General features: G+C 52.4%; 19 protein-coding genes. 10 read left to right on the forward strand and 9 right to left on the reverse strand.

What is annotated here, in order from left to right; all coding sequences use genetic code 11:
- Nucleotide 1: 1 nt before the first annotated feature.
- From ACKC9G_RS12910 to ACKC9G_RS12945, 8 genes are all read left to right on the forward strand, one after another.
- Entirely contained in the window at nucleotides 2-823 is an 822-nt protein-coding gene (locus ACKC9G_RS12910) for a hypothetical protein (protein WP_411405994.1), read from the forward strand.
- 67 nt (nucleotides 824-890) lie between these two features.
- A complete protein-coding gene (locus tag ACKC9G_RS12915; protein ID WP_411405996.1) occupies nucleotides 891-1736 on the forward strand; it encodes a hypothetical protein in 846 nt (281 codons plus the stop codon).
- A 121-nt stretch (nucleotides 1737-1857) separates the two neighbouring features.
- On the forward strand, nucleotides 1858-2580 hold the full coding sequence (locus ACKC9G_RS12920; RefSeq protein WP_411405998.1) for a hypothetical protein: 723 nt from the start codon (nucleotides 1858-1860) through the stop codon (nucleotides 2578-2580).
- Nucleotides 2581-2661: 81 nt separating this feature from the next.
- Nucleotides 2662-3144, forward strand: coding sequence for a hypothetical protein (locus ACKC9G_RS12925; protein WP_411406000.1), 483 nt, complete (start codon nucleotides 2662-2664; stop codon nucleotides 3142-3144).
- A gap of 392 nt (nucleotides 3145-3536) precedes the next feature.
- Nucleotides 3537-4535, forward strand: a complete 999-nt coding sequence (locus ACKC9G_RS12930; RefSeq protein WP_411406002.1) for an ABC transporter substrate-binding protein — start codon at nucleotides 3537-3539, stop codon at nucleotides 4533-4535.
- 116 nt (nucleotides 4536-4651) lie between these two features.
- Nucleotides 4652-5542, forward strand: a complete 891-nt coding sequence (locus tag ACKC9G_RS12935; RefSeq protein ID WP_411406004.1) for an ABC transporter permease — start codon at nucleotides 4652-4654, stop codon at nucleotides 5540-5542.
- Nucleotides 5535-6626: a quaternary amine ABC transporter ATP-binding protein gene (locus tag ACKC9G_RS12940; protein WP_411406006.1), complete on the forward strand. Its 1092-nt coding sequence runs from the start codon at nucleotides 5535-5537 to the stop codon at nucleotides 6624-6626. Before ACKC9G_RS12935 ends, ACKC9G_RS12940 begins: the two co-directional genes overlap by 8 nt.
- A 652-nt stretch (nucleotides 6627-7278) precedes the next feature.
- On the forward strand, nucleotides 7279-8613 hold the full coding sequence (locus ACKC9G_RS12945; RefSeq protein ID WP_411406008.1) for a cation:proton antiporter: 1335 nt from the start codon (nucleotides 7279-7281) through the stop codon (nucleotides 8611-8613).
- A gap of 106 nt (nucleotides 8614-8719) precedes the next feature.
- Here the strand turns inward: ACKC9G_RS12945 and acnA are convergent, their stop codons facing one another.
- Nucleotides 8720-11458 carry an aconitate hydratase AcnA gene (acnA, locus tag ACKC9G_RS12950; RefSeq protein ID WP_411406010.1) on the reverse strand — a complete coding sequence of 913 codons (2739 nt, stop codon included), beginning with the start codon at nucleotides 11456-11458 and terminating at the stop codon, nucleotides 8720-8722.
- 426 nt (nucleotides 11459-11884) lie between these two features.
- Between acnA and ACKC9G_RS12955 the strand changes: the two genes are divergently transcribed.
- Nucleotides 11885-13264 (forward strand): class II fumarate hydratase, encoded by a 1380-nt coding sequence (locus tag ACKC9G_RS12955; protein ID WP_411406012.1) that lies wholly within the window; start codon nucleotides 11885-11887, stop codon nucleotides 13262-13264.
- Between the two features lie 15 nt (nucleotides 13265-13279).
- Here ACKC9G_RS12955 and ACKC9G_RS12960 read toward each other — a convergent pair whose 3' ends face one another.
- Together ACKC9G_RS12960 and ACKC9G_RS12965 are read right to left on the reverse strand one after the other, a co-directional pair.
- On the reverse strand, nucleotides 13280-14317 hold the full coding sequence (locus ACKC9G_RS12960) for a hypothetical protein (protein WP_411406014.1): 1038 nt from the start codon (nucleotides 14315-14317) through the stop codon (nucleotides 13280-13282).
- Between the two features lie 88 nt (nucleotides 14318-14405).
- Nucleotides 14406-17222 (reverse strand): cation-translocating P-type ATPase, encoded by a 2817-nt coding sequence (locus ACKC9G_RS12965; protein ID WP_411406016.1) that lies wholly within the window; start codon nucleotides 17220-17222, stop codon nucleotides 14406-14408.
- 118 nt (nucleotides 17223-17340) lie between these two features.
- On the opposite strand from ACKC9G_RS12965, the gene ACKC9G_RS12970 reads away from it, so the two are divergent.
- Entirely contained in the window at nucleotides 17341-18546 is a 1206-nt protein-coding gene (locus ACKC9G_RS12970) for a DUF1835 domain-containing protein (RefSeq protein WP_411406018.1), read from the forward strand.
- Here the strand turns inward: ACKC9G_RS12970 and ACKC9G_RS12975 are convergent.
- The 6 genes from ACKC9G_RS12975 to ACKC9G_RS13000 all read right to left on the reverse strand — a co-directional run bounded on the left by ACKC9G_RS12975 (nucleotide 18528) and on the right by ACKC9G_RS13000 (nucleotide 25915).
- Complete coding sequence (locus ACKC9G_RS12975) at nucleotides 18528-18986, reverse strand: hypothetical protein (RefSeq protein WP_411406020.1); 459 nt, start codon at nucleotides 18984-18986, stop codon at nucleotides 18528-18530. The genes ACKC9G_RS12970 and ACKC9G_RS12975 overlap by 19 nt on opposite strands.
- A gap of 273 nt (nucleotides 18987-19259) precedes the next feature.
- Entirely contained in the window at nucleotides 19260-19748 is a 489-nt protein-coding gene (locus ACKC9G_RS12980; protein WP_411406022.1) for a universal stress protein, read from the reverse strand.
- A gap of 152 nt (nucleotides 19749-19900) precedes the next feature.
- Entirely contained in the window at nucleotides 19901-21052 is a 1152-nt protein-coding gene (locus ACKC9G_RS12985; protein ID WP_411406024.1) for an ABC transporter permease, read from the reverse strand.
- Nucleotides 21049-22047, reverse strand: coding sequence for an ABC transporter permease (locus tag ACKC9G_RS12990; protein WP_411406026.1), 999 nt, complete (start codon nucleotides 22045-22047; stop codon nucleotides 21049-21051). Before ACKC9G_RS12990 ends, ACKC9G_RS12985 begins: the two co-directional genes overlap by 4 nt.
- A complete protein-coding gene (locus ACKC9G_RS12995; RefSeq protein ID WP_411406050.1) occupies nucleotides 22047-23942 on the reverse strand; it encodes an ABC transporter substrate-binding protein in 1896 nt (631 codons plus the stop codon). The genes ACKC9G_RS12990 and ACKC9G_RS12995 overlap by 1 nt, the downstream gene beginning before the upstream one ends.
- Before the next feature lie 56 nt (nucleotides 23943-23998).
- Nucleotides 23999-25915 (reverse strand): dipeptide ABC transporter ATP-binding protein, encoded by a 1917-nt coding sequence (locus ACKC9G_RS13000; RefSeq protein WP_411406028.1) that lies wholly within the window; start codon nucleotides 25913-25915, stop codon nucleotides 23999-24001.
- Nucleotides 25916-26026 lie beyond the last annotated feature (111 nt).

Raw genomic sequence — 26026 nt, forward strand, 5'->3', positions numbered from 1 at the left:
TATGAGATGGGTTTGTTTTTTTATCTATATTCTTTTTAGTCCATACAGTAACGCTTTGGGTATTAAAGATTTTAATAACAACTATATTACTCTGGAGGAAGGAGGGAATAGTAATATAATTGATGTGAGTTATATTTATCGTGAAATGAGTAATTATTTTGGTGTGAGTCAAGGTGATTTGGATGCTGATATTTCTCAAGATAAAAGATATATTGTTTTTTCTTTTGGAGTAGGTATGAACTCTGAAATTCTTGAGAAAATATACGTTCCTATTCAAGGGAGTTTAATCCATTTATATGATATTTATATATCCTCCTATAATCCGACCTGGAAAAAAAATTCTGAAAACGTAACTTTGATGAAATGCTGTTATGACAGTACTAACATCAATCATTCAGATCTTGAAAATATGGTTAAAGATAAATATCTATTTAATAAAAATTGGTCTCCGAAAGAGATAGCTATGCACATTGATGATTACAATGTATATGCGGTATCTAATCTAGGAAGCGTACAAAAAGCTAATGATGTAGGCTTTTATTTAAGTCAAGATAAAAAATATGATTATGCCAATATTGTACTCGCTGATATTATAAACAAACATCCAGCTAGAGTTGTTGCACATTTAAATTATGCAGATAATTTATATGATATGTTTATTGTGAATAGTAATTCTTATGAATCTGATGAAAAGAAAGATATATATGATGCTATTAGTGTGAATTATAATTTATATATTAAACTTATGACTAAGTTAGGTAAGGAAATTAAAATTCCTCCTCGTGTCTACGAACGATTAAAATTTCTATCTAAAGTTGATTGATTAATTGGCGGTTATAATATTTTTAGTATTTTAGATTTGAATCAGCGGCTGTGCTAGGGAGGGGGAGTTGAAATGGGCTGTTAGAATATTTTTTATTATCTTTTCAGTAAATGTAAGCGCACAAGACTTTCAGTCTAAAAATGGTATTGATTTTAGTTTTGCTCCGTATCCAGACGAACCTGGGGGAATAGTAGTTGCAAGCGTGGCCGGTAGTAATAGAGAGCCAGTAAGTATCGATGTAATAGGTGCTGAGTTAACCTATGTAGAGATGTCGAGTTCTCTTGTCGCTGTCGTTAGTGCTTCGGAAGCAGGTAAACATTTTCAAGTTATATATTTTCTGTCTAAGAACCACGAAGTTACTGAAATTGCTGATTTGGAGTATGACTATGAATATTCGCCTGATGTAGGTGATATCCAATCTAGCGTTCGAATAATGAAAAATAATGAAGGCGCGTGGTCGTATGTGGATGATGTCGATTTTAAAGACGACATGCCATATCTATTCCTTCCTGTTCTTTCAGATAAATTTAGTAAGCCTTCAAAATATTATATGCATGCAATCGAAAGTGAGACAGTTAAAAATAGTCTATATTTGAATGATGCCTATATTAAGAAGTGGGGTGGATCTCTTTGTGGTGATAGCGAAGTGACGATTCTTTCATGTAGGACTAAACTAAAAAGTTTGGCATTGTGTGCAGGTAGTGGAAATTCTATTCTGTATAAATATGGAAGGAAGGGGGATATAGAAATTTCATTGCTAGGAGGCAATCAGTCAGTTGTTTCAAATAACTACATATTTCATAATGGAGAATATGAGTATAGAGTGACCGTAAATGGTGATAATAGTGGTTTATTATTGGTTCGGAATAAAGGGAAAGAGATTTATAAAACGGATTGCAAAGTGAGCAATTAGTTATATGGAAATTAAAATATATGTTCTCTGTTTTTATAAAACGTGCCTGCAGAGAAAATTTTAATTAAGCGCTTACGTTAAAACCGGAAGTAATGGTTGGGGTCGTTGAGTCCGTCTGGTAATGAGAGAAAAGAAAAATTTCATAAAGCTTGCTTTATATTTACTTCTGTTGGCTTTCAATTATTCTCACGCAAATGAAAAATGCGATGCGCTTCTTTATCAATATGGGAGAGATAAATTACTTTTCCATGAAAATAATATATGCATTTTTCATTTCTCTCAGGGAGATAAAGACTCTCTCTATGGTTCCTGGGATGATTCTGAGATAAATCTGAAAAATATAATATCGCACAGCTATTTTGAGAATAGTTGGGATCTTGAGTCAGTTTTAGGTGAAGATAATGCGTTAACTATAAGCTTTATTTTTCATTCAAATACATACTCTCTTAGTTTGAATAAGAATGGTTTTTTAGGCGCTGAAATAAATGCCTCCATAGAAAATGATAATTCAAATGAAGAGATTTTTAAGTATTTTACTATTAATTTTGACAGAGAAAAGTATTTAGAAGTTTTTAAGGATGTTGAAAGTAGTAGTGATTTTGATATTTTTAGTAGCAAGTACTATGTGTTGGGAAGAAAGACTGAAAATGAAACTTTTAAAATTTCTTCTGAAAAGGATTTTCTGAGGAGGAATTACACGGATAAAAAATCAAAAGTTTATGTTGTAAAGGGTGATGCAGTTCAGCTTCTTGATTTTCATGATAATTCTATCCAGGTGCTGTATAAAGGTGTTTCAGGAAAAGAATATAAAGGCTGGATATATAGTTCTGATATTTTATTTTGAAATGCTTTTGTGGTCGTTATGCTTTTTGTGTTGATTTATAAAATGTCGGTTTCAATTGTTAAGTGATTTCTAGGGTGTTTGATGAATTTAGGAAAAGGGCTGTTAAGAATTAATGTTGTAGTGCTATCAATATTCTATTGCTCACTTGCCAACGCCAGTGACGACTGCACCTTTGATGAAACTGCCTACACCGCTTTCACTGAAAAATACGTTAGCACACATGATTTGATTACTTCTTACGATAAAAATACCGGTGCCTTTACTCGACAGTTACCTGATCAAACTGTTCAGGTAACAGGTGGTGGTTGTGTGGATATTGGCACCTCGATTATCGTCATCTTTAAATATCCGCTAAGTAAAAGCCATTTGCCGGATCTTATTCACGAATATCTCTCCCTCTATGGAAACTGGTTGATTGATGAGTCGCTCTTAGCTGATGCGAATACACAGTACCGCTGGAGTGTTGATGGGCCAGTTTTTGAATATAACCTCGGTGAGTCTGGTTACTACGTAAGTGCAGAAATAAATGACAAGGTGCTGCGTATCAGTGCCTACATGAATTAATTTTCTTGCTTACTCTCTTTAAGTTTGTTTTTACTCACTTTTTCTCCAAAAACAGACCTTTTGGATGATCTTTCTTTCCTGCTCCTTCCCGATATTTCCTCCCCGCGGACTCACTTTTTTACGTCGTATATGTCGCAAAAAGCTCAGAAAAGGACGTTATAGCCCCCTTCTTATTTTTCGTCGGATAGCAGAATGCTGGAGTTGCCGCTGTTCTGATGGCGCAAGCCTCAGCCGGAATAAACGCTCGCAGAAGCGTCGCTTTCGGTCGGTAACACTGATGCAGTGCCCTACTGATTTCACCTTCCGGTGAACTCTGAATAACCAAGTCTTCGAACCATGAATACCGCCAACAGAGCGGGAATCAGCGTCGCAGTAGAATAAAGGGGTAGGAAATGAAGCCACGTTACGCCATCAGTTGTCTTGCCATTGCTCTGGCAGGTCTGACTCAACAATCCCAGGCAGCAGAGTGCGGTAGCGTCTCTATTGCCAACATGAACTGGCAGTCAGCCGAAGTGCTGGCCAACGTCGATAAGCTGATCCTTGAAAAAGGTTACGGCTGTGAAGTCGAGTTGCTTGTCGGTGACACTGTGCCAACCATCACTTCCATGGAGGAGAAGGGCAAGCCTGATATCGCTCCTGAAGGCTGGGTTGATCTGATTCCTGAGGTTATGAACCGAGGCGTCAAGGAAGGCAAACTGATTGTCACCTCCAAAGCGATTTCTGATGGCGGTAAATCAGGCTGGTGGGTACCGAAGTATATTGTCGATGCCCATCCTGAAATCAAAACCATTCCTGATCTGCTCAAGCATCCTGAGCTCTTCCCTGCGCCGGAAAACCCCAGCAAGGGTGGCATCGTCAATGGACCTCAGGGCTGGGGTGGCACGGTGGTGACTTCTCAGCTGTTCAAAGCCTACGGTGCGGCGGACAAGGGCTGGGTTCTGGTTGATCCGGGTTCAGCCGCTGGTCTTGATGGCTCCATGGCGAAAGCCTATGAGCGTAAAGAAGGCTGGGTGGGTTACTACTGGGCGCCTACCGCACTGCTGGGTAAATACGACATGGTCAAGCTGGACCACGGTGTGCCGGTCGATATGGCTGAGTGGAAGCGTTGTACTTCCAAGGCGGACTGTCCGGATCCCAAGCCAAACGCATGGCCTGTGGATAACGTTGAAACGGTGGTCACCAAAGAGTTTGCGGATCGCGCAGGCGTCACCATGGATTACCTGAAAGCGCGTAGCTGGTCCAGCGACACCGTCAACAAGCTGCTGGCATGGATGGGTGATAACCAGGCAACTGGTGAAGAGGGTGCGGAGTACTTCCTGGAGCACAACGAAGACCTGTGGACCAAGTGGGTTCCTGCTGACGTTGCCACCAAGATCAAAGATTCACTCTAAGGGCCGTATGGCAATTGGCATGAAGAAGTCACCGTGAGGCTTCTTCGTAGTGTGCCCTTCTCTGCGAAGGCTCATGATGAGCCTTCGCGTTCCCCAGGATTTCATTGGAGAACGCCATGGCCAACTGGTTAGCGGATTTTCCGCACATGGACAAAGACCTGCTCAGGTCACTAAAAAAAGTTATTGATGAAGGCTTCCGCACTTTTACCCGTGCCTACGGGGACAATATCGAAGCGTTCTTTTCACCTCTGCATACCTTTCTCGTCGGCTCTGAGCGGTTTCTGACCAATACGCCCTGGCCGATTATTCTGTTATTGATCGCTGGCATTGCCTGGCTGGCCAGTCGCAACTGGAAGATCGTGGCTGGTACGGTCGGTATTTTGCTGTTGATTGGCTATTTCGATATGTGGGAAGACACCATGAAAACGGTGTCGATGATCTTTGTGTGTACGGTGCTCGCCATCGTCGTGGGTATACCCATCGGCATACTGATGGCCCGATCAAGCAAGATGCAAAGCATTATTAACCCGATACTCGACATCATGCAGACCATGCCGAGCTTCGTGTATTTGATTCCTGTCGTTATGTTGCTGGGTATCGGCAAGGTGCCTGGACTGATTGCGGTGGTGGTGTACGCCTTGCCGCCGATGATACGTCTTACCAATCTTGGCATACGGCTGGTGGATAAAGATGTACTGGAAGCGGCGGATGCCTTTGGTGCCTCCTCCTGGCAGCGTCTTTTTAAAGTTCAGATGCCGCTGGCGTTGCCTACCATCATGGCGGGGATTAACCAGACCATCATGATGGCGCTGGCGATGGTGGTTATCGCTTCCATGATCGGTGTTCAGGGTCTGGGGCAGCCTGTTCTCAAGGCGATTGCCAACCAGTATTTCACCCTGGGTATGTTTAACGGTCTGGCGATTGTCGGTATTGCCGTGATCTTTGACCGTGTCAGTCAGGCTTATGGCCAGCGACTGCAGAAGCATCTGGAGGTGGTTCATGGCTGATCATGACAAGCAGGGTCTCGGTATTGAGATCCGCCATCTCTACAAGATTTTCGGCAAGACGCCTGAAAAGTATGTGGATCTGGTACGCCAGGGCATGAGCAAGACCGAGCTGAATGAACAGCATGGCCATGTGCTCGGTCTGAAAGACATCAACATCAGCATGCCTGCAGGTGGTATTCAGGTGATCATGGGCTTGTCGGGTTCCGGCAAGTCGACGCTGATCCGCCATATCAACCGTCTGATTGATCCGACGGCGGGCGAAGTGCTCGTGGGCAGTGATGATGTGGTCAAGATGAACAAGGATGCGCTTCGTGAGTACCGCCGTCATCAAACGGCGATGGTATTCCAGAAGTTTGCTTTGCTGCCTCACCGCACGGTGCTGGATAACACCGTCTTTGGTCTGGAAATCCAGGGTAAGCCGCGTTCGGTGCAGGAAGAGTCTGCGCGTTACTGGATTGAGCGTGTGGGCCTTAAAGGCTTCGAGGACAGCTATCCCAATCAGTTATCCGGTGGGATGCAGCAGCGTGTTGGTCTGGCTCGTGCGCTGGCGAATGATGCGCCCATTCTGCTGATGGACGAGGCATTCTCCGCTCTTGATCCGCTGATTCGTGTGGACATGCAAACGGTGCTTTTGGATCTGCAAAAGGAGATTCGCAAGACCATCGTGTTTATCACTCATGATCTGGACGAGGCGCTTCGCCTTGGCGATCGCATCGCGATTCTGCGTGATGGCGAAGTTATTCAGCAGGGTACGCGACAGGATATCGTGCTGCGGCCGGCCGATGACTACATCGCCACCTTCGTTAAGGAAGTGAACCGTGCTCGCGTCGTCACGGTGGAATCCATCATGGAGCCTATTGTGGCCGGGATGGATGCTGACTTACCGACGGTGGAAGAAGGCACCTTGCTGGAAGAGGCCGCGCGTAAAATCAGTCTGGCGCAGTCCCATGCATTGCGTGTTGTCAGCCATAAGGGTGAAACCCTGGGTGCGATCTACCTAGCAACGCTGATGTCTGCCATGGTTGGCGCAGAAGATGAAGCTTCCGCACCTCTGACGGCGGATGCCCTGAGGCAATCTGCTTAAGGCAATCTGCTCAAGGCAAACGCTGTTTCACCCTCTGGCAGTCCTGATATCGGCAGGCTGCCTGAGGGTGAATTTCCCTATTTCGTCCTTTTTTATCCCATCATCGCAAACGCCTGAGTTTGCAGGGTTTTCAGTCAAATTAAGGAAGAAAACCTCGTTTTTGGCAGAAAAGTACAGAAGCCAGGCCGACAAATAGCCAACGACGTTCCCACATTTGCTGCTACAATGTGCGCCTTCTGAATACCGGGCCAGTCATCTGAACCCGTTCGGAGACGGAGCGCTTCACCTGACAGGCTCTCCCACAGATCGAGGCTCTCGCAGCAGTGACGACGAGAGATAAAAACACTAGTAATCCTCTTCTGATCTGTGTTCGTGGTTTCACGAAAAGGCATCGTTCACATCACCAGCCTTCATCGTCGGGTAGGATGGCCAGACAGGCGCCTGAGCACGTTGCTCCTGCCGTTCCTGCACATCATCCCTCGGGCAACCCCCGATAACGCTCGACTTCAAGCGCTAGCGACAAGCGTTGAGATCCGGTTTTCAAAGTGCCTTGCGGCATACGTCAGTGGTATTAAGCGACGCGTATGGGCAGGCAGGACACTCTGAAAACCCGATTCTTTCTTTCTCGCTTTTAACCTCTTTGGAGTGAACGATGAACCTCTGGTATTTCCTCTGCTTCCTGTCAGCAGTGGCAATCTTTATTGCCTTTGCGAACCAGTATCTGCTCAAGCTGCAAACCACTATTGCTATCACTACCGGCTCGGTCGTGATGTCACTGGTGCTGATGGCGGCGATCAAATTTTCCGGTAACGGTCTGGCTGAATCCATCGGCAGCGCCATGGAAGGGGTGAACTTCAACCTTCTGCTGCTGAAAGGCATGCTGGGCTTCCTGCTGTTTGCCGGCGCCCTTGAAATTGACCTGCACCTGTTGCGTCGTCAGCGTTGGGAAATCGCCATTATGGCGTTGGGCAGTACGCTGATTTCGACCTTTATCATCGGTTACGCCAGCTACTGGCTGCTGCAGCTGTTGGGTTGGGACCTGAGCCTGATCTACTGCATGTTGTTTGGTGCGCTGATCAGCCCAACCGACCCGATTGCGGTACTGGCGATCATCAAGAAAATGAATGCGCCGGATAACATTTCTGTGCAGGTTGAGGGTGAATCCCTGTTTAACGACGGTGTGGGCCTGGTGGTATTCACCACGATTTTTGCGGTTGCCTTCTCCGGTGAGGAAGCCACTGCCGGTGGCATTATCGAGCTCTTTATGGTCGATGCCGTCGGCGGCATCATCTTCGGCGCAGTGCTGGCGGCCATTGCTCACTGGCTGATCTGTCGCAGTAATGACTCCAGTATCGAGCTGCTGATTACCCTGTGTATTCCTACGGCGGGTTATGCGCTGGCCAACATGCTGGATATTTCCGGCCCACTGGCGATGGTGGTGGCAGGTATCGTGATCGGTAATGTGACCCGTTCCGTCGGTTTCTCCGAGCATTCAAAACATACCTTGTCGCACTTCTGGCACACCGTGGATGCTTTCCTGAACGCTCTTCTGTTCCTGCTGATTGGCCTGTTGCTGGTGGTGATGCCGGTGACCTGGGGTGAGTTTGGATTAGGCTTGCTGATGATTCCTCTGGTGCTGCTGGCGCGGTTTATCAGTATTGCGCTGCCGTACATGGGTTTCCGCCGCTTCCGCAAATACGATGCTCACTCGGTCAAGATTCTGACCTGGGGTGGTCTGCGTGGAGGTCTGGCGCTGGCAATGGCAGCATCCATTCCGGAAGGCAAACTGATGGTGAATGGCGTCGATTACCACACCATGATTCTGATGATCACTTATGTGGTCGTGATCTTCTCCATCGTGGTGCAGGGTTCCACCATTGCGCCGATGATCGAGCGCAGTATTGAGGCCGGTCGTGAAAAGATCGACCCGGACTTCCAGCGCGCAGAAGATGCCGTTAGCAAACTCTCTCACTCGGTGGGTAAGTAAGCCTTATCACTTGAGTTAAGCATTAAAAAAAACGGCGCCTTTGGGCGCCGTTTTTGTTTCCTGCTGCTTTTGTTCTGGCAGCTGTTGGATGTCGGAAGGGGGCTTATCAGCCTTTGCTGGCCAGCTGACGCAGCACGTAATGCAGGATGCCGCCGTGGCGGTAGTAATCCCACTCAGTGCTGGTATCAATACGCACGCGCGCCTCGAACTCAAAGTCCGAGCCATCTTCACGCTTAACGCTGACCTTCAGCATCTCAGGCTTGTCTTCCAGAGACGCAAAGCTGAAGTGCTCTTTGCCGGTCAGGTTCAGGCTTTCCACCGAATCGCCGTCCTTGAACTGCAGGGGCAGCACACCAAAGCCCACCAGATTCGAGCGGTGAATACGCTCAAAACTTTCGGCGATCACGACTTTAATGCCCAGCAGATTGGTGCCTTTGGCGGCCCAGTCACGGCTGGAGCCGGTGCCGTATTCCTTACCGGCCAGCACCACCAGCGGTACGTTATCTTTCTGATACTTCATGGAAGCATCAAAGATGCTGGTCACTTCGTTATCGGGCAGATAAGTGGTAAAGCCGCCTTCGGTACCGGGGGCGAGCTGGTTACGCAAGCGCACGTTGGCGAAGGTGCCGCGCATCATGACCTCATGGTTACCTCGGCGTGAACCCAGACTGTTGAAGTCAGCCACTTGCACACCTTGCTCCTGCAGATACTTACCGGCAGGGCTGTCGGCCTTGATGGAGCCTGCGGGGGAAATATGGTCGGTGGTGATGGAATCACCGACTTTCACCAGGCAGCGCGCACCCTTGATTTCCGGCAGCGCGCCGGGCTCTTTGCCCATATTTTCAAAGTAGGGCGGATGTTTCACGTAAGTGGAATCCGGCCACTCGTAGACTTCACCTTCCGGTGCAGGCAGTTTCTGCCAGGCTTCGGGCCCTGCGAAGACATCAGCGTACTTATCGCGGAACATGCCGGAGCTTATCGCTTCACCCATCAGTTCCGAGATTTCCTTCTGGGTTGGCCAGATATCTTTCAGGAAGACGTCTTTGCCGTCTTTGCTCTTACCCAGCGGCTCTTTATACAGATCCACATTCATGGAACCTGCCAGTGCATAAGCGACGACCAAGGGCGGTGAGGCCAGATAGTTGGCGCGAACATCCGGGTGGATGCGGCCTTCAAAGTTACGGTTACCGGACAGTACGCCTGAGACAATCAGTTTGCCTTCGCGGATGGCGTTGGAGATCGGCTCAGGCAAGGGGCCGGAGTTACCGATACAGGTGGTGCAGCCAAAGCCGACCAGGTTAAAGCCCAGTGCAGCAAGAGGCTCCAGCAGGCCTGCTTTTTCAAGATAGGCAGGGACGACCTGAGAGCCGGGCGCCAGCGAGGTTTTTACCCACGGCTTGCGCTCAAGGCCGAGCGCATGGGCTTTCTTCGCGACCAGACCGGCGGCGATAAGTACTGCCGGGTTCGAGGTGTTGGTACAGGAGGTGATGGCTGCGATGACAACATCACCATCGTGCAGCACATGTTTTTTACCATCCAGCTCAAAGTCGATGCCTTCGGCGGGTTTATCATCCGCGGCACCAATAGCGCTCTGGCCACCTTCGCCATCAAAGCGGGCTTCCTGTGAGGCAGCGCCACCGGCGGCAGGTTTTTCTTTGCTGATCAGATCGCTGAAGGCCTGTTTGGCAGCGGCCAGTGCAATGCGGTCCTGAGGGCGTTTTGGCCCGGCAAGGCTTGGCTCAACAGTGCTTAACTCCAGTGACAGGGTATCGGTGTATTCCGCTTCACGGCTACCGGTTTCACGCCACAGGCCCTGCGCCTTGGCATAAGCTTCAACGCGCTTGATGACATGGTCGTCACGGCCGGAAAGCTCCAGATAACGCAGGGTTTCTTTATCAATGGGGAAGATACCGCAGGTCGCGCCGTATTCAGGGGCCATGTTGGCGATCGTGGCGCGGTCGGCCAGTGGCAGGTTATCCAGGCCATCGCCATAGAATTCGACGAACTTGCCGACCACGCCCTTCTTGCGCAGCATCTGGGTAACGGTCAGCACCAGGTCAGTGGCGGTAGCGCCTTCTGGCAGGCTGCCGTTGAGCTTAAAGCCGATCACTTCCGGGATCAGCATGGTAATGGGCTGGCCCAGCATGGCCGCTTCAGCCTCAATACCGCCCACGCCCCAGCCAAGGACGCCAAGGCCGTTGATCATGGTGGTGTGGGAATCCGTGCCGACCAGCGAGTCCGGGTAAGCGTACTGTTCACCATCGACTTCCTTGGTCATCACGCCATCGGCCAGATATTCCAGATTGACCTGATGCACGATGCCGGTGCCGGGCGGCACCACGCGGAAGTTGGAGAAGGCTTTCTGACCCCAGCGAAGGAACTTGTAGCGCTCCTCGTTGCGCTGAAATTCGATCTTGGTATTCAGATCCAGCGCATCCTTGCGGGCAAAATAGTCGACCATCACCGAGTGGTCGATGACCAGATCAACGGGCTCCAGCGGGTTAATCAGCTCGGCATTGCCACCCAGCTTTTTCATCGCATCACGCATGGCGGCAAGGTCAACCACGGCGGGGACACCGGTAAAGTCCTGCAGCACCACACGGGCGGGGGTAAAGGCGATCTGGGCAGAAGGCTCTGCCTTGGCATCCCACTGGCACAGGGCGTCAATATCCGCTGGCGTTACGTTCTGGCCATCTTCTTTACGCAGCAGGTTTTCCAGCAGAATTTTCAGTGAGTAGGGCAGGCGGTGAATATCGTATTTGGGCGTCAGGGCTGACAGGCGAAAATAGGTGTATTCCTTGCCATCCACCTCTAGGGTGGCGCGTGCATCAAAGCTGTTGCTCATTTTTCCTCCCGGTTCCTTGGTATCTGATTCTGAGATCCTAGTTGCGGACTAGTCTTCGCTGAGAATCAGGGCTCTGGTCTTATCTGGCCAGATGTGCAGTTTGGTTTTACTCCAGTGCCTTTGGATATGTCGCCGCAACGCGGAAATTTCAAACTCGTCTTTAGTCGAGTTGGCAACCTTATGTTTCTGCGCTGCTCATTCGCTCCTTGTTAGTCTCGAACTTTCGCAGATGCTCAATGCCGCCTTTAAAGCAGGTGCGACTGACCTTATCAGTCCTGATAGCACGCGTTTGCTGGCCATAGAGACAGTTACCTTAAGTTCAGCACGGGTATGTGGCTGGTAATAGCGCGATGTAGTAAGTCCATTTTTCCCTGCCTGAGCGGTGCTTTTGCACTGCACAGTCAGGATGAGTTCAAGGAGTGAGTTATGGCCACCCGCATAGAAAAAGACAGCATGGGTGAACTTCAAGTACCGGCAGAAGCGCTTTATGGCGCGCAGACCCAGCGGGCGATCAACAATTTCCCTGTGAGCGGCTTATCCATGCCGCGGGAATTTATCAGTGCACTGTTGAAGGTGAAACGCGCTGCAGCCAGGGCTAACTTGTCGCTCGGACTGCTGGATGAGAAAAAAGCCAACGCCATTATTGGGGCTTGTGAAACCCTGCTGAATGAGAATTTTATGCAGCATTTCCCGGTCGATATCTTCCAGACCGGTTCCGGCACCAGCACCAATATGAATGCCAATGAGGTGATTGCGCGCCTCGCCACACAGCAAAGTGGTGTTGAAATTGCTGCCAATGATCACGTGAATTACGGCCAGAGCAGTAATGATGTGATTCCCACCACACTGCATGTGAGTGCCGCCTTACTGGTAGAAGAGAAGCTGCTACCTGCTCTGGGCTATTTGCAACAGAGCATTGATCGTAAGGCTGAAGCGGTTGACAGCTTTGTTAAAACGGGGCGAACCCATCTGATGGACGCCATGCCGGTACGCATGAGCCAGTCACTGTCTGCCTGGAGTACCCAACTGGCGCAGGTGCAGCGTCAGCTGGAAGCGCTGCAGCCGGATATTCAGTCCCTCGCCCAGGGCGGAACCGCAGTTGGCACCGGGATAAACGCCCATCCCGACTTTGCTGATGCCTTTGCCAAACAGCTGAGCGAAGACACTGGTGTGACCTTTAAGCCTCACGCCAATTTCTTTACTGCCCTGAGCAGTCAGGATACGGCAGTGGCGCTGTCGGGTGCCCTTAAAACCTGCGCCGTGACGATAATGAAAATTGCCAATGACCTGCGCTGGATGAATTCCGGCCCTCTGGCGGGTTTGGGTGAGATTGAACTTGAGGCCCTGCAGCCCGGTTCCTCCATCATGCCCGGTAAGGTCAATCCGGTGATTCCGGAAGCCGCAGCCATGGTGGCGGCACAGGTTATCGGCAATGATGCTGCCATCACGATTGGCGGCCAGGCCGGTAACTTTGAGCTTAACGTGATGCTGCCAGTGATTGCCCATAATCTGCTGGAGAGCTTGTCGTTACTCAGCAATATCGCGCCATTGATGGCGGATAAGGCCATTAGCTCGTTCACGGTACGGGAAGAGGATCTCAAAGCGGCACTGGCGCGTAACCCGATTCTGGTGACCGCGCTTAACCCGATTATTGGTTACATGAAAGCGGCGGAAGTGGCGAAGAAAGCCTACAAGGAAGGTCGGCCTATTATTGATGTCGCGCAAGAGGAGACCGACCTGAGTCGCGATGAGCTGCAGAAACTGCTGGATCCTGCCAAGCTCACCGCGGGGGGCATTTCTTCCTGAGTTGGGGGTGGCCTCTTATTTGAGGCCGACTAGCTTCATCAGCCCATCAAGATCCGTCATCACCGCATAAAAGGTGGACTGATCCTTGGGCTGATCGGCTCCCGAGACTGTCTGGCTAATCATGATGCCCTGACTGTTGATACTGGTGGATATTCCTGCATTGAGCTCCATGATGATGGCTTTTTCAGAGTCGGACAGTGCCGAACTGGTGAGCAAGGCCTCTGAAAGCCTGGCATTGACCCGAATCGCTTTCTGCGACTGATCATCGGCGATATAAGCCAAATATGGCGTGCTCATGACCAGGGTCGCTATTTTCAATTGTTTTGTGGTTTTAGCATTAGCCCCTTCCAGGGACTTGACCAGTTCGGGAGTCAGACGCAGCTGGTAAATATCCAGCCCGCCAATCAGGGTGTAACCCGAGGCCTGATGCTGGCTGGAGGCCTTGGCATTGTTGTCATCATCCAGTGTGGCACCAAGGCTGCTTTCAGAGCTGTCGGCCCAGTTGTAGAGAATCAGGTTCGACTCCAGTGCTTTCTTTTCAATGGTTTTCTGTTGGGTCTGATAGTCGGTATAGAGCTTGTTAACGTTCGTATCATCGGGTGTGCAGTCGCTGTTCGTTTTGCAAATCGCCTGAGCCAGCAGCGCAGTTTGTAGTGACTGCTTCGTGGTATTCAGTGCTTCCAGATCACTTTTGAAGCCAGTAACTGCGGTTCTGAAATCATCAGCTGTTTTCCCGTAAGGATAGGCAATGTGCTTATAGGTGCCGGCGGCGGGAGTGTCTCCTGTCAGGCACAACATTGCCATTGGGGTGCGGTAACGGCTGTCCTGACAACGGTCGCCGATATTCACTGGCAGTTGTCCATTCAGTGATACCCATCGGCTTTGCAAGGGATAATCCAGTCGAACTGCCTTATGCCACCAGCCATAGGTGCTGGACTGGGTGGTTAGTCGATCAACGACATTGAGCTGACTGTTTGATGCGCAGCTGCTCAGGCTGAGCACCATGACGGCCCAGCCACAAAAAGACCAAAAAGCTTGCGGACACTTTTTCATCGTGTCTACCCTCCATGTTCCATTATGTTTCCGTTACTGCTCCTTTTTGAAGATAGAACCAGGCTGCCAAATGTGCCAAAAACTTTGATCATCGGAGTTTTGGTCGGTAATGGTGGCGAAACCTGATTCTGATGAGTGCTACGCCCTTGATGCCTTCAACGAAGAAGTAGAGTCCCAACCCTGCCAGTAATACACCTCCCCAATAGCTCAGAGGCAGAGGAGTAGAGCCAAAAAGTGTGTTCAACCAGGGCAGGTAGGTGAAAGCCAGTTGAAGCACAACAATGGCGATGATGCTGATCAGCACTGAAGTATTGCCACGCCAGCTATCCCTGTTGAGGGTTGAGTGCCTGAGCGATCGGCAGCTAATGAGATAAAAGATTTCACCGCTGACCAGTACGTTGATGGCCAGCGTCTGCGAGAGGGCAAGATTGCCCGTTAGCTGATGACTCCAGAGAAAGGCCACCAGACTGGTCACGGCCAGGGCGATGGACACCAGGCTGATACGGCGCAAAAGAAAGCCACTGAGCAATGCTTCCTGCGGCGGTCGTGGCGGTCGCTGAAGCAGGGAGGGGTTGGATTGCTCAAAGGCCAGCGCCAGTGCCAGCGTGATGGCGGTGACCATGTTGACCCAAAGGATCTGCACTGGCGTCATCGGCAGGGCCGTGCCCAGAAGTATCGCCGCGACCATCACCAGTGCCTGTCCGCCATTGGTGGGTAAGACAAACGCCAGGGCTTTTTGCAGATTGCTGTAAACGCTTCGCCCTTCAATAACGGCATCCCGCAAGGTGGCAAAGTGATCATCAGCCAGCACCATTTCCGCCGCCTCTTTTGCCGCTTCCGTGCCTTTCAAGCCCATGGCAATGCCGACGTTGGCACGTTTGAGAGCGGGGGCGTCATTCACGCCATCACCTGTCATTGCCACTATATGCCCCATGGCTTGCAAAGCCTGAATCAGCCGCAGTTTATGGGCAGGGCTAGCCCGGGCAATTACGCAGCGGCTGCCGAGTGCCTGCTGTAAGGCTTCATCAGAGAGAGTGTCGATCTCACTGCCTGTTAAGGGGTGTCCCGCCTGACCCAGATCCAGAGACTGCGCGATGGCAGAGGCCGTATCGGCATGGTCTCCGGTGATCATGATGATGCGAATACCAGCACGGTGGCAGTCCGCCACGGCTTGGGTTACTTCCTCTCTCAGCGGATCACTGATACCCACCAGACCCAGCAATGTCAGATCATGCAGATTGTCCTGTGTTAACGGATGGTGCGCCGGGTGATCCGCAGGCAAGCGCTTTTCGGCGATAGCGAGAACCCGTTGCCCTGAGGCGGCCAGCGTCGCGATACCCTGGCGCCAGTAGGCAAGGTTAACGGCTTCGGCCGAGGAGTGTTGGTTATCCGCAGCGTTATGACGACAAAGCGGCAGAATTTTCTCAGGGGCGCCTTTCACCAGCAGATGAGGTTGCAAGAGCGCTTCCATCGGTGAGTCAGTAAGGGCAGAGCCTTCAACGCCAGAGCGCGGATGATGCAGTGTCGCCATATAGCGGTGTTCAGATTCAAAAGGAATTTCCTGACTACGAGGGTGGTGCTGGCGGCAGTGATCCTGATGCAATCCGGCTTTGGCGGCGAGAGCCAGCAGCGCGCCTTCGGTGGGGTCTCCCTGCAGTTGCCAATCATGGCTATCACTCATATCAAAGCGAGCGTCATTACAGAGGGCCCCTGCCAGTGCAAGGTGCGTAATCTGCCGCTGAATCGCCTCGCTCACCGGCTGGTTATTTAAACTGAAGGCACCTTCTGCCTGATAACCGCTGCCGCTGACCTTGATCATCCCCTCTGGTAGCAGAACGCTTTGCACCGTCATTTCATTGCACGTCAGGGTGCCGGTTTTGTCGGTACAGATAACCGACACTGCACCCAGTGTTTCCACCGCAGGCAGCCGCCGGATAATGGCATTGCGCTTGGCCATACGCTGCACACCCATGGCGAGCGTAATGGTAATGATCGCGGGCAGGCCTTCCGGAATGGCGGCGACGGCGATACCAACGCTCGACATAAAAAGTGTGCCGAGGGGATAACCATGAACCCACCAGCCAAACAGAAAGATCGCGATACTGAGGCTCAGGATAATCCAGGTCAGACGCTGGCCCAGTTGACTCATTTGCGTTGTCAGCGGCGTATTTAATACATCCACATCGCGTAGCAGGGCGCCGATTTGCCCAAGCTCCGTCTGGTCGCCGGTGGCGGTAACCACGGCACGGGCTCGTCCCTGAGTGATCAGCGTACCGGCAAAAAGCAGACAGTGACGTTCGGCAATCGGAGTATCCGCAGCGACTTCCGTGAGAGATTTACTGACACTGGTCGCTTCCCCGGTGAGGGCGCTTTCCTGCGCACGCAGATTAATGCCATGCAGGAGGCGAAGGTCCGCCGGAACCCGATCTCCCGATTCCAGCAGGACAATGTCACCCGGCACCAGTAGCTCTGCGGGCAGGCTTTGACGCTGGCCATCGCGCAGTATGCTTGCCTGCAGTTGCATCAGGGTTTTAAGGGATTGCAGGGCTTCCTCTGCCTTGCCTTCCTGCAGTAATCCGAAGAGTGCATTGATGATCACCACCGCCAGAATCACGCTGCCGTCTATCCAGTGTCCCAGCAGTGCGCTGACGACCGCCGCGGCCAACAGCACATAAATCAGGATATTGCTGAACTGACGCGCCAACCGCAGCAGCCAGCTTTCCTGCGGGGGCGGCGACATCCGGTTCAGGCCATACTTTGCGCGGCGAAGACGTGCTTCCTCTGTGGAAAGACCGGCGTCGCTGCTATTAAGCTGGTGAAGAGCGGCCTCTGCGGAAAGATGGTGCCAGCAGGGCTCGCCCTTATCTGTGAATGACGTTTGTGGCCGGGCGGAATGCGTGGACATGGCCGGCTCCTTTGCGTAGGAATAGGTGTTTCAAGTGTAGTGGAGTTTTCTGTCGATGCTGCGGTGCAGCAGGGACGGTCAGCTTCTGTCTTCCGGTTTCTTGATAACGATCAATCTCATGACGGTAGTGGATCATCGCCAAAGGCTTTTGCAGGATATTGAGCAGCAGTGCCGACGATTGTTGCGTGGTTTCGATCAGGACGATGCCTTGGTCTGGCAGCGTTTCAAGGCGGTTTATCCTGCGTTGGCGGCGGACTTTCAGCCCTCCATGGCTGAGGCGCGTCAGGTGCTGGCGGCTGAGGCGGGTTTTGCTTCCTTCGAGCGCTGGTTAGAGCGGCTACTGGAAAATGGTGGTCTGGATTCTGTGCGTACCCGTCATTTGCGCTGTGGCCACGATATTCAGGTACGGCTGAAAGAAGCGGGTCTTGTGGGAAGTTTTGCCGCGCTCACCGATCCGCTCTGTATTGGTCCGTTAACTCAGGGGCTGACGACGCCATCGCAGTTTATGGATGAGCGGGCGGCCTATATCAGTGAAACCTTCGATCTGGCACTGCCTGCGGCGCGATTGCGTCTGGAAAATGAATATCAGGGATTACTGGATCTGCGTGGCGTGGAGCAGCTGGTGATCTGGTGCGAGCACGATACCTATGATCAGCTCAGTCTGGCGTACTGGCTGTATTTGCTGGCCACAGCGCTGGCGGATCAGCCCTTGCCGCGCATTGAGCTGATTGCCGTGGATCAGGTGCCGGGTGTCGAGGACTTCATCGGCCTGGGGCAGCTTTCTGCGCAGCAGCTTCGCTGGCTCTGGCAGCAATCGCGAAGGCCTCTAACGCTGGTGCAGCTGGAAGCGGGGCGTCAGGCATGGCGAGCATTATGTCAGCCTGAGGCAGAGAGTCTCGCTCAATTGACTCAGCATTGTATCGCCTCACTGCCTCTGCTTGAGCGTGCGCTCAGGCGTCACCTCAAAGAGTTGCCTGCCAGCTTCAATGGTCTTGGATTAACGCAGCATCTGATCCTGCAGGCGCTGATGGATGCAGGCCAGGCGACCGCTTCTGTGCTCTTTAGCCGTTTACAGCAGCTTGAGCCGATGCCTTACCTCGGTGATGCCATGCTTTGGCAGGTGCTTATTCCTCTATGGCAGAGCGGATTGGTGGTCGCAGACCCTGCCGCAGAAATGCGCCTGCATAACTGGCACAGCATGGCTTTAAGTCTCTCGGCGACAGGTCGGCAGGTGTTGGAAGGCGAGGTGGACTATCGCTCGCTCATGAAAACGCCACGCTGGGTGGGCGGCGTCACTATTCTTCCTCAGGGAGAAGGCTCGTAGAAAACGCTGATGCTGGAGGGAATCGCCATCGAATCCGGGCGTAGTTCGCGCATGATCAGGCCACCCTTTACCAGACGGATTTCCACATCCTGCGCCTGAAATGACCCCATGCCTGAGCAGCGGAACTGATAATCCTGCTCCTGTTCCGGAACGCCGGGTTCGGAATAACGGCGAATAATGCTCTGTAGATTCGGTGCAAAGGTGATGGTCAACAGCGCTTTGCCAATACGGGTGCGATAGCGGGTGTTCAGCAGGCGGTTATCACCCTGATAGTCACGCATTTCTGTGAGGGTATCGTTGCGAAGAATACTCAGCCCTTGTAGCAGGGAGGGCGAGCCATCGCAGCCAGTACTGATATCCAGTGGCGTTGCCTGTACTGCGCCACCTGAGAGTGAGCAGAGGGAAAGAATGAAAAGGAGCGGCGCTCGCCGGTTCATCATAAGAAGCTTCCTGCAGCGTGCGTATCCCATCCTGCGGATACGGCCAGCCAGAGCTGGCAGAGATCTGTTGTTGTTCTTGGATTGGGACGTATTGAAGGCGAAGTGATCAGGAATGACAAGTATTTCATTGCAGGTTTAGGGGTGAAAATGTTCAAGATGGCGCCATCACTGGCTTTCTGCCTCTTAATTTTAGAGGCAGAAAACGTCAGGTGAGTGTTTGGTACTAGTAAAGTGCGAGGTTTTTTTACCGATGCAAACGGATCGTCAGAAGGCTTAACCCTTGCCTTCCAGAGGGACAACTAACACCGGCTTGCTGCTGCGCTGAAGTACCCGCTGGGCGCTGGAGCCGAGTAGTAGTCGGGTAATGTTGTCATGGGTGCGGGTACCCATCACGATCATATCGGCCTTGATCAAATCAGCGACTGAGAGAATCTCTTCTTCGACATTGCCCATGGCGACGCGCACGTTAGGGGCTTTGGGGAAATGGAAATCCTGGGGCAGTTCATCCTTGCAGAAAGCGCGAATGCGTTCCTCCATGGTGCTTTTTAGCTCATTGATACCGGCTTCTTTGATTTCCCGGTACATCTTGTCGGACAGGTAGTTGCTAAGCACGTTTTCTGCGGTGTTATTCAGTGGTTCGATAACGTGCAGAAAAGTGAGGGAGGCGTTGTTCTCGGCGGCCAGTTTTACTGCCATGCGAAAGGCGGGGCGGGAATTGCTACCAAGATCTGAGGCATAAAGAATGGTGTTGAGATCAAACATGGTCGAGGCTCCTTTCATCGAATCAATAACGACTGATGAAATTATGCGAAGCCTCGACTCAGGGGATGTAGACCTGGATCAATACTTTTGCCGGTTGGCGGCAAGTGAGCAAAAAATCCTGCGTTGATCAGTGCCCGGTACCGGATCTCTTATTAGTTCTTGTAAGGGTCGGCTGCATCGCGCAAACCGTCTCCGAAGAAGTTGAATGCCAGAATCACCAGAATCACAGGCACGACCGGCAGCATCAGCCACGGGTAAATTGCCACGACGTTGATGTTCTGGGCCTCATTCAGCAATACCCCCCAGCTGGTAATGGGCGGGCGCAGGCCCAGACCCAAAAAGCTGAGCGCGGTCTCGCCAAGGATCATGGCCGGAATCGATAGGCTGGCGGAGGCGATCAGATGGCTAAAGAAGCCGGGCAGCAGATGCCTTCGCACAATGCGCGCTGGCGTGGCCCCCATCAACTGCGCTGCGCTGCAGTAGTCTTCCTCACGCAGGCTCAGAATTTTCGAGCGCACCGCGCGAGCCAGGCTGGTCCAGTCCAGCAATGCCAGAATCAGGGTAATCCCAAAGAAGACCCACAGCGGACTCCAGGTCACGGGCAGCACTGCCGACAGGGCCATCCATAAGGGCAGCTCGGGGAAGGAACGAATGACCTCAATGCTGCGCTGAACGCAGGCATCCACCCAGCCACCGTAATAGCCCGCAAGGCCACCCAGTACAAGCCCCAGCGCAAAGCTAAGCGCGATACCCAGCAGACCGATCGTCAGGGAAATTCGGGCGCCGTAGATAATGCGCGAGAGCATATCCCGCCCGAGCCGGTCCGTGCCTAACAGGAAAAGCGGCTGGTTATCCGCGGCGCAGAACAGGTGCTTTTCGGAATAGATCAATCCCAGCAGGTGGTAGCCGTCGCCGTTGCAGAAAAACTCCACCGGGTACACCTGGTTGGTGTCCTCATGGTATTCCCGCAGCAGCTTGTCCATGTTGAGGGTGTATTCCCAGCCATAGACAAAGGGGCCGACAAACTCACCCTCTTTATTGAAGAAATGCACCGGTTGTGGCGGCGAATAAATGTGATCGGCATCGCGGGTGTCTTGCGCATAGGGTGCCAGAAATTCACTGATCAGTGTTGAACCGTAGAGTAACGCCAGAAAAATCGCTGAGATCACGGCAATGCGGTGACGGCGGAATTTCCAGTACATCAGTTTCCACTGACTGGCGAGATAGTACTTCTCCTGCGTTGGAGAGAGCTTCTCAATACTGGCCGGATCAAAAGGCGCCGGATTAACGTAATGCTCGCTCATCGCTGGGCACCTCCGGTCAGACGAATACGGGGATCAAGCCAGGCCAGTAACAGGTCGCTGATCAGCACACCGATGATGGTCAGCAAGGCCAGAAACATCAGAAAAGAACCCGCCAGATACATATCCTGACTCTGCAGTGCGCTGATCAGAATCGGCCCGGTGGTGGGCAAGGAAAGCACGACGGCGACGATCTCTGCACCGGAAATCAGGCTGGGCAGCAGGCTGCCGATATCGGCAATAAAGAAGTTCATGGCGACGCGCAGTGGGTACTTCACCAGTCGGCGCAGGGGCGGAACCCCTTTGGCACGAGCGGTGGTGACATAAGGCTTATGTAACTCATCCAGGAGATTGGCGCGTAGCCGGCGGATCATCCCGGCAGTCCCCGAGGTGCCGATAACAATCACAGGTATCCACAGATGCTCAAGGATGGATTTAATCTTGTCCCAACTCCACGCCTGATTGAGATACTGCGGGTCCATCAATCCGCCGATGGATGACCCAAAATAGACATTGGCCAGATAGAGCATCACCAGAGCCAGCAGAAAATTGGGTGTGGCGAGCCCAAGAAAACCAAATAGCGTGAGGCCATAGTCGCCCCAGGAATACTGGTGAGTGGCGGAATACATGGCGATGGGAAAGGCGACAATCCAGGTAAAGAGCACAGTAAACAGCGAGATCATGATGGTGAGTACCACGCGATCCCCGATGATGTCTGTCACCGGCAGGTCGTACTCGAAAGAGTAACCAAAATCCCCGTGCAGCATGCCGCCAGCCCAGGTGAAGTACTGCTCCCATGCCGGTTTGTCGAGGCCATATTCCTGGCGCATAAACTCGATTTTCTTGGGATCAACCGTTTCGCCTTGGCTTTGCAGCTCCGCAATGTAGCTGGTGAGGTAATCCCCCGGTGGCAGTTTGATGATGGTGAAGATCAGCATGCTGATGATCACCAGAGTGGGAATTATGATCAGTAATCGGCGCAGGACATAGGGCAACATCACTTAGACTCCTGTGGCAGGCGGTCATCACTTAATGGCCGCGATTGCGCCGTGGAAGGATCAAACCAGAACTGATCCATACGATAAATCCCGAAGAAGGACTGAGGCTCCCAGTTGTAATAGCCTTTTTCAGGCACATTATGCAGCGCCTTGCTGACAACAACCGGCTGCAAAATACCGGCGACGGTGCCAATGGAGAACACTTGGCTGGCATAGATCTGCTGCATCTGATTCCAGATCTGCAGACGTTCACTGTCATCGGTGGTGTTGCGCCATTGCTTGAATAAATCCAGCAATTGCTGAGCTTCGGGCAGTGTGGGGGCCTGCCCGCCACCTGAGGTCTCGTAATATTTACCCCACTCCGGCCACTGCAGTTGGTCCTGTGTCGTGGGTGCAAGCTCTGCCGGGCTCATGGCGCTGGTGGGCAAGGCGTTAGGCAGGCCGGTAAACACCGACAGGCACGCCTCGCCAGAATAGACACGGTTGCGGAAGACTTCGCGCTCGGAAGGGCGTGGGTGAATGAGAATGCCCAGTTGCTGCCAGCTGTCCTTGACCAGCGCCAGCACGTCGGTCTCTTCCGTGAATTCTCCGGTGGTATGCACGATAAGCTCCATCGGACGGCCATCCGGGAGCAGGCGAAGACCGCGATCATCCCGTTTGGTCAGGCCCAACCCATCCAGCATGCGATTGGCCGTCTCAGGGTCAAATTGCGCCCAGGCATAACGAAAACGCGGGTCATAGAGGTTGGAATCCGGCAGCAGGCTGTCATTACCTTCAATCCCCAAACCAAAGTAGATGGCCTGGTTGATCTCATGGCGGTTAATGCCCAGGGATAACGCGCGCCGGAATGTGGTGTTTTGCAGCAGCTTCTGCCACACCGGATCACTGCAGTTCATGTTCGGGTACAGCGTGACCTGTGAACCGGTGCCGGATTTCCACAGCAGGACCCGGTTATCATTTCGGTGTTCTGCCTGTCGCAGGAAGGTGTAGTTATCCATCTGCAGGTAACGGGCTTGTAAGTCGCTTTCACCTGCGCCGGTTTTGGCAGGAATCAGGCTACTTGAGGCCAGATTCACCATGACTTCATCAAGATAGGGTAGCTGATGTCCCTGGCTGTCGACCCGGTGGTAATAAGGGTTGCGGCTGAACAGGAAACGCTCGGCGGGTGATTCTGTGCGAACGACCCAGGGCTGCAGCGTGGGGAGATTCGGGTTGTCCTGCTTGTAGCTGTGGGCATATTTGTAGAAAAGCCCCATCCAGTTACGCTTGCGGGACTTCTCGACCATCGCTTTGAGCTTTTCAGGATCCTGATAGCGCGGGTGATAGCGCTTGAGGTAATGAAAAGGCGCATAGATATAGGTCGGGCTCGGTGCTGCCAATGCAGGTAGAAACGCAGGGTTAGGTGCTGCCCAGGTATAGCGAACCGTGTATTGATCCAGCACTTCAAAGGTAGGCCCCTGGCCCTGAACCAGCAGTTCAGCCGGCAAACCGAAGGGGTTTAGTTCTTCGTTGGTGGCTTCATCCTCCCACCAGAAACGGAAATCCTCCGCTGTAAAAGGTGCGCCATCGGACCATTTCATCCCATGGCGCAGGTGCAGGGTAAATATGCGGCCTTCCTTGACCTCGTAGGCGGCCAGAATATCGGGCTGCAGCTCAAGGTTTTGGTCATAGCCGACCAGCCGTGCGTAGCCAAAGACCGTCATCATGCGGGTATCTTTGGCTTTCGCCATCAGCATGTTGAGACGCCCGCCTTGGGAGCCAAACGTTTTTACCACCAACGGATCATCCGGCAGACGCTCATCGACAGGCGGCAGTTTTTGCTCCGCGACCAGTTGGGCCAGATAAGGTGTTTCTTTGGCCGCTTGTGCCAGGGAGGTTATTGCCAACAGGAGCACTGTTACTATACCTGGCAGCAGTGACCTTCGGGTTTGTCTGAGTACGTCAAAACAGCTCATTTGGCGTGCTCCTGTGTTTTACGAACCCAGTGGCCGGGGCTGTGCTCGACCAGTGCCGAAGCCTCACCGGGTTGTACACCGAAGGGCGCGGGCCAGCGTCTGGGATCCCGGTAGCTATCCTCCAGTCGGGCAAAATCCAGCGGACGCTCAAGATCAGCATAAGGCACTGCCGAGAGCAGTGTCTGGGTATAAGGATGTACCGGGTCGCGGAACAGCATCTCGCGAGGTGCCACCTCTACCAGACGGCCATTGCACATTACGCCGATGCGATCGGCGATGTAATCCACCACGGCAAGGTTATGACTGATGAAAAGGTAGGTCAGCCCCAGTTCCTGATGCAGGTCTTTGAGCAGGTTAAGAATCTGGGCCTGGACTGAAACATCCAGCGCTGAGACCGGTTCATCACAGATCAGCAAATCCGGCTCCAGCGCCAGGGCGCGGGCAATGGCGATACGCTGGCGCTGGCCACCTGAAAAACTGTGGGGATAACGACCCAGAAAGCGAGGATCAAGCCCGACCAGTTTCATTAACTGCTGGGCGCGGGCCTTGCGATCTGCTGAGGTCCCTTTCTGATGAATAGCCAGCGGCTCAGTCAGGATGTCCAGTACGGTCATGCGTGGGTTGAGCGCACCATAGGGGTCCTGAAAAATGAACTGCATCTTTGGGCGAAAGTCGCGCATGGATTCGCCTTTCATCTCATGCAGGGCGATGACCTTGCCGCGATCGTTATAGAGAATCTCGCCCTGATCCGGTGTCAACGCGCCCATGATCAGTTTGCTGAGTGTGGTTTTTCCACAGCCAGACTCACCCACCAGGCCAAAGGATTCTCCGCAACGGATGGACAGATCCAGCTCATTGACCGCCTGGATTTGCTGCACTTCACTTTGCCACCAGCCCTTTCGTCGGCGGGTTTGATAACTTTTGCTCAGGCCTTTAAGTTGCAGGTGAGGGGCGACACTGCGCTGTTCGGGTTCCCAGGGGCGACGCTGCGTCTGCAGGGCGCCAAGATCCGGCGTAATATCGCGAAGGCTTTTCAGGCGCTCACCCGGGTGCATGTCAAAGTGTGGGATTGCATTAAAGAGTGCCTGCAGATAGGCGTGTTCCGGCGAGGAGAAAAGTTCGCGCACCGGGCCGGATTCCATGACCTCGCCGTGGTACATCACCACCACATCGTCAGCCATGTTAGCGACAACGCCAAGGTCGTGAGTGATTAACAAGACCGCCATCTGCATCTCGGCCTGAAGGCGTTTAATGAGCCCTAAAATTTGCGTTTGAATGGTGACATCCAGCGCGGTGGTGGGCTCATCGGCGATCAGCAGGCTCGGTCCACAGATCAGCGCCATCGCAATCATGGCACGTTGACGAAGACCGCCGGAGAGCTCGAAGGGATACATATCCAGCGCACGATCAGGGTCAGGAAAACCCACCAGTTCCAGCATGTCGCGGGTTTTGGCGCGCGCTTCTTTTTTACCGGCTTTGCGATGCAGCCTTAATACCTCTCCGATCTGATCGCACAGGGTGTGCATGCTGGAGAGTGAAACCATCGGCTCCTGAAAAATCATGCTGATGTGCTGGCCACGAATGCCATTCATCAAACGGGACTTTTTACTTTCCGCGGCGAGATCATGCTGGCGGCGTGTTTTGGGGTGACGAAAGTGGATCTCGCCCTGACGGATATTGGCATTCGCCGGTAATATCCCCAGAATGGCCTGAGCAGTAACGGATTTTCCTGAACCGGATTCACCAACGATCGCCAGCGTTTTTCCCGGCATGACGCTGAATGAGACTGAGCGTACGGCGTGAACCGGTCCGGATTGCAGATGAAAATCAACTGCCAGATCCCGCACTTCCAACAGTGCCTGATCTGCTTGAGGTGTAACGTCGGTCAGCTGTTCTGCCGTCGAATCGTTCAAGAATGCCACCCTTTATACTGTGATGGGTCGGTGAATAGTGTAGGCGGAATAATCGTGTGCTGGCTGATGCCGCATCAGCTAATTCAAATTAAAACCAGAACTGTTGTCATA

The sequence above is a fragment of the Pokkaliibacter sp. CJK22405 genome (genome assembly GCF_046614695.1).
In the GTDB taxonomy this organism is placed as follows: Bacteria; Pseudomonadota; Gammaproteobacteria; order Pseudomonadales; family Balneatricaceae; genus Pokkaliibacter.

Bases quoted from the DNA above. Each gene is read 5' to 3' on its own strand.
- ACKC9G_RS12930 (WP_411406002.1), top strand. From the start codon at position 3,537: ATGAAGCCACGTTACGCCATCAGTTGTCTTGCCATTGCTCTGGCAGGT.
- ACKC9G_RS12920 (WP_411405998.1), top strand. From the start codon at position 1,858: ATGAGAGAAAAGAAAAATTTCATAAAGCTTGCTTTATATTTACTTCTG.
- ACKC9G_RS12955 (WP_411406012.1), top strand. From the start codon at position 11,885: ATGGCCACCCGCATAGAAAAAGACAGCATGGGTGAACTTCAAGTACCG.
- ACKC9G_RS12910 (WP_411405994.1), top strand. From the start codon at position 2: ATGAGATGGGTTTGTTTTTTTATCTATATTCTTTTTAGTCCATACAGT.
- ACKC9G_RS12935 (WP_411406004.1), top strand. From the start codon at position 4,652: ATGGCCAACTGGTTAGCGGATTTTCCGCACATGGACAAAGACCTGCTC.
- ACKC9G_RS12985 (WP_411406024.1), bottom strand. From the start codon at position 21,052: ATGAGCGAGCATTACGTTAATCCGGCGCCTTTTGATCCGGCCAGTATT.
- acnA (WP_411406010.1), bottom strand. From the start codon at position 11,458: ATGAGCAACAGCTTTGATGCACGCGCCACCCTAGAGGTGGATGGCAAG.
- ACKC9G_RS12940 (WP_411406006.1), top strand. From the start codon at position 5,535: ATGGCTGATCATGACAAGCAGGGTCTCGGTATTGAGATCCGCCATCTC.
- ACKC9G_RS12925 (WP_411406000.1), top strand. From the start codon at position 2,662: ATGAATTTAGGAAAAGGGCTGTTAAGAATTAATGTTGTAGTGCTATCA.
- ACKC9G_RS12980 (WP_411406022.1), bottom strand. From the start codon at position 19,748: ATGTTTGATCTCAACACCATTCTTTATGCCTCAGATCTTGGTAGCAAT.
- ACKC9G_RS12945 (WP_411406008.1), top strand. From the start codon at position 7,279: ATGAACCTCTGGTATTTCCTCTGCTTCCTGTCAGCAGTGGCAATCTTT.
- ACKC9G_RS12960 (WP_411406014.1), bottom strand. From the start codon at position 14,317: ATGAAAAAGTGTCCGCAAGCTTTTTGGTCTTTTTGTGGCTGGGCCGTC.
- ACKC9G_RS12965 (WP_411406016.1), bottom strand. From the start codon at position 17,222: ATGTCCACGCATTCCGCCCGGCCACAAACGTCATTCACAGATAAGGGC.
- ACKC9G_RS12970 (WP_411406018.1), top strand. From the start codon at position 17,341: ATGACGGTAGTGGATCATCGCCAAAGGCTTTTGCAGGATATTGAGCAG.
- ACKC9G_RS12990 (WP_411406026.1), bottom strand. From the start codon at position 22,047: ATGTTGCCCTATGTCCTGCGCCGATTACTGATCATAATTCCCACTCTG.
- ACKC9G_RS12975 (WP_411406020.1), bottom strand. From the start codon at position 18,986: ATGATGAACCGGCGAGCGCCGCTCCTTTTCATTCTTTCCCTCTGCTCA.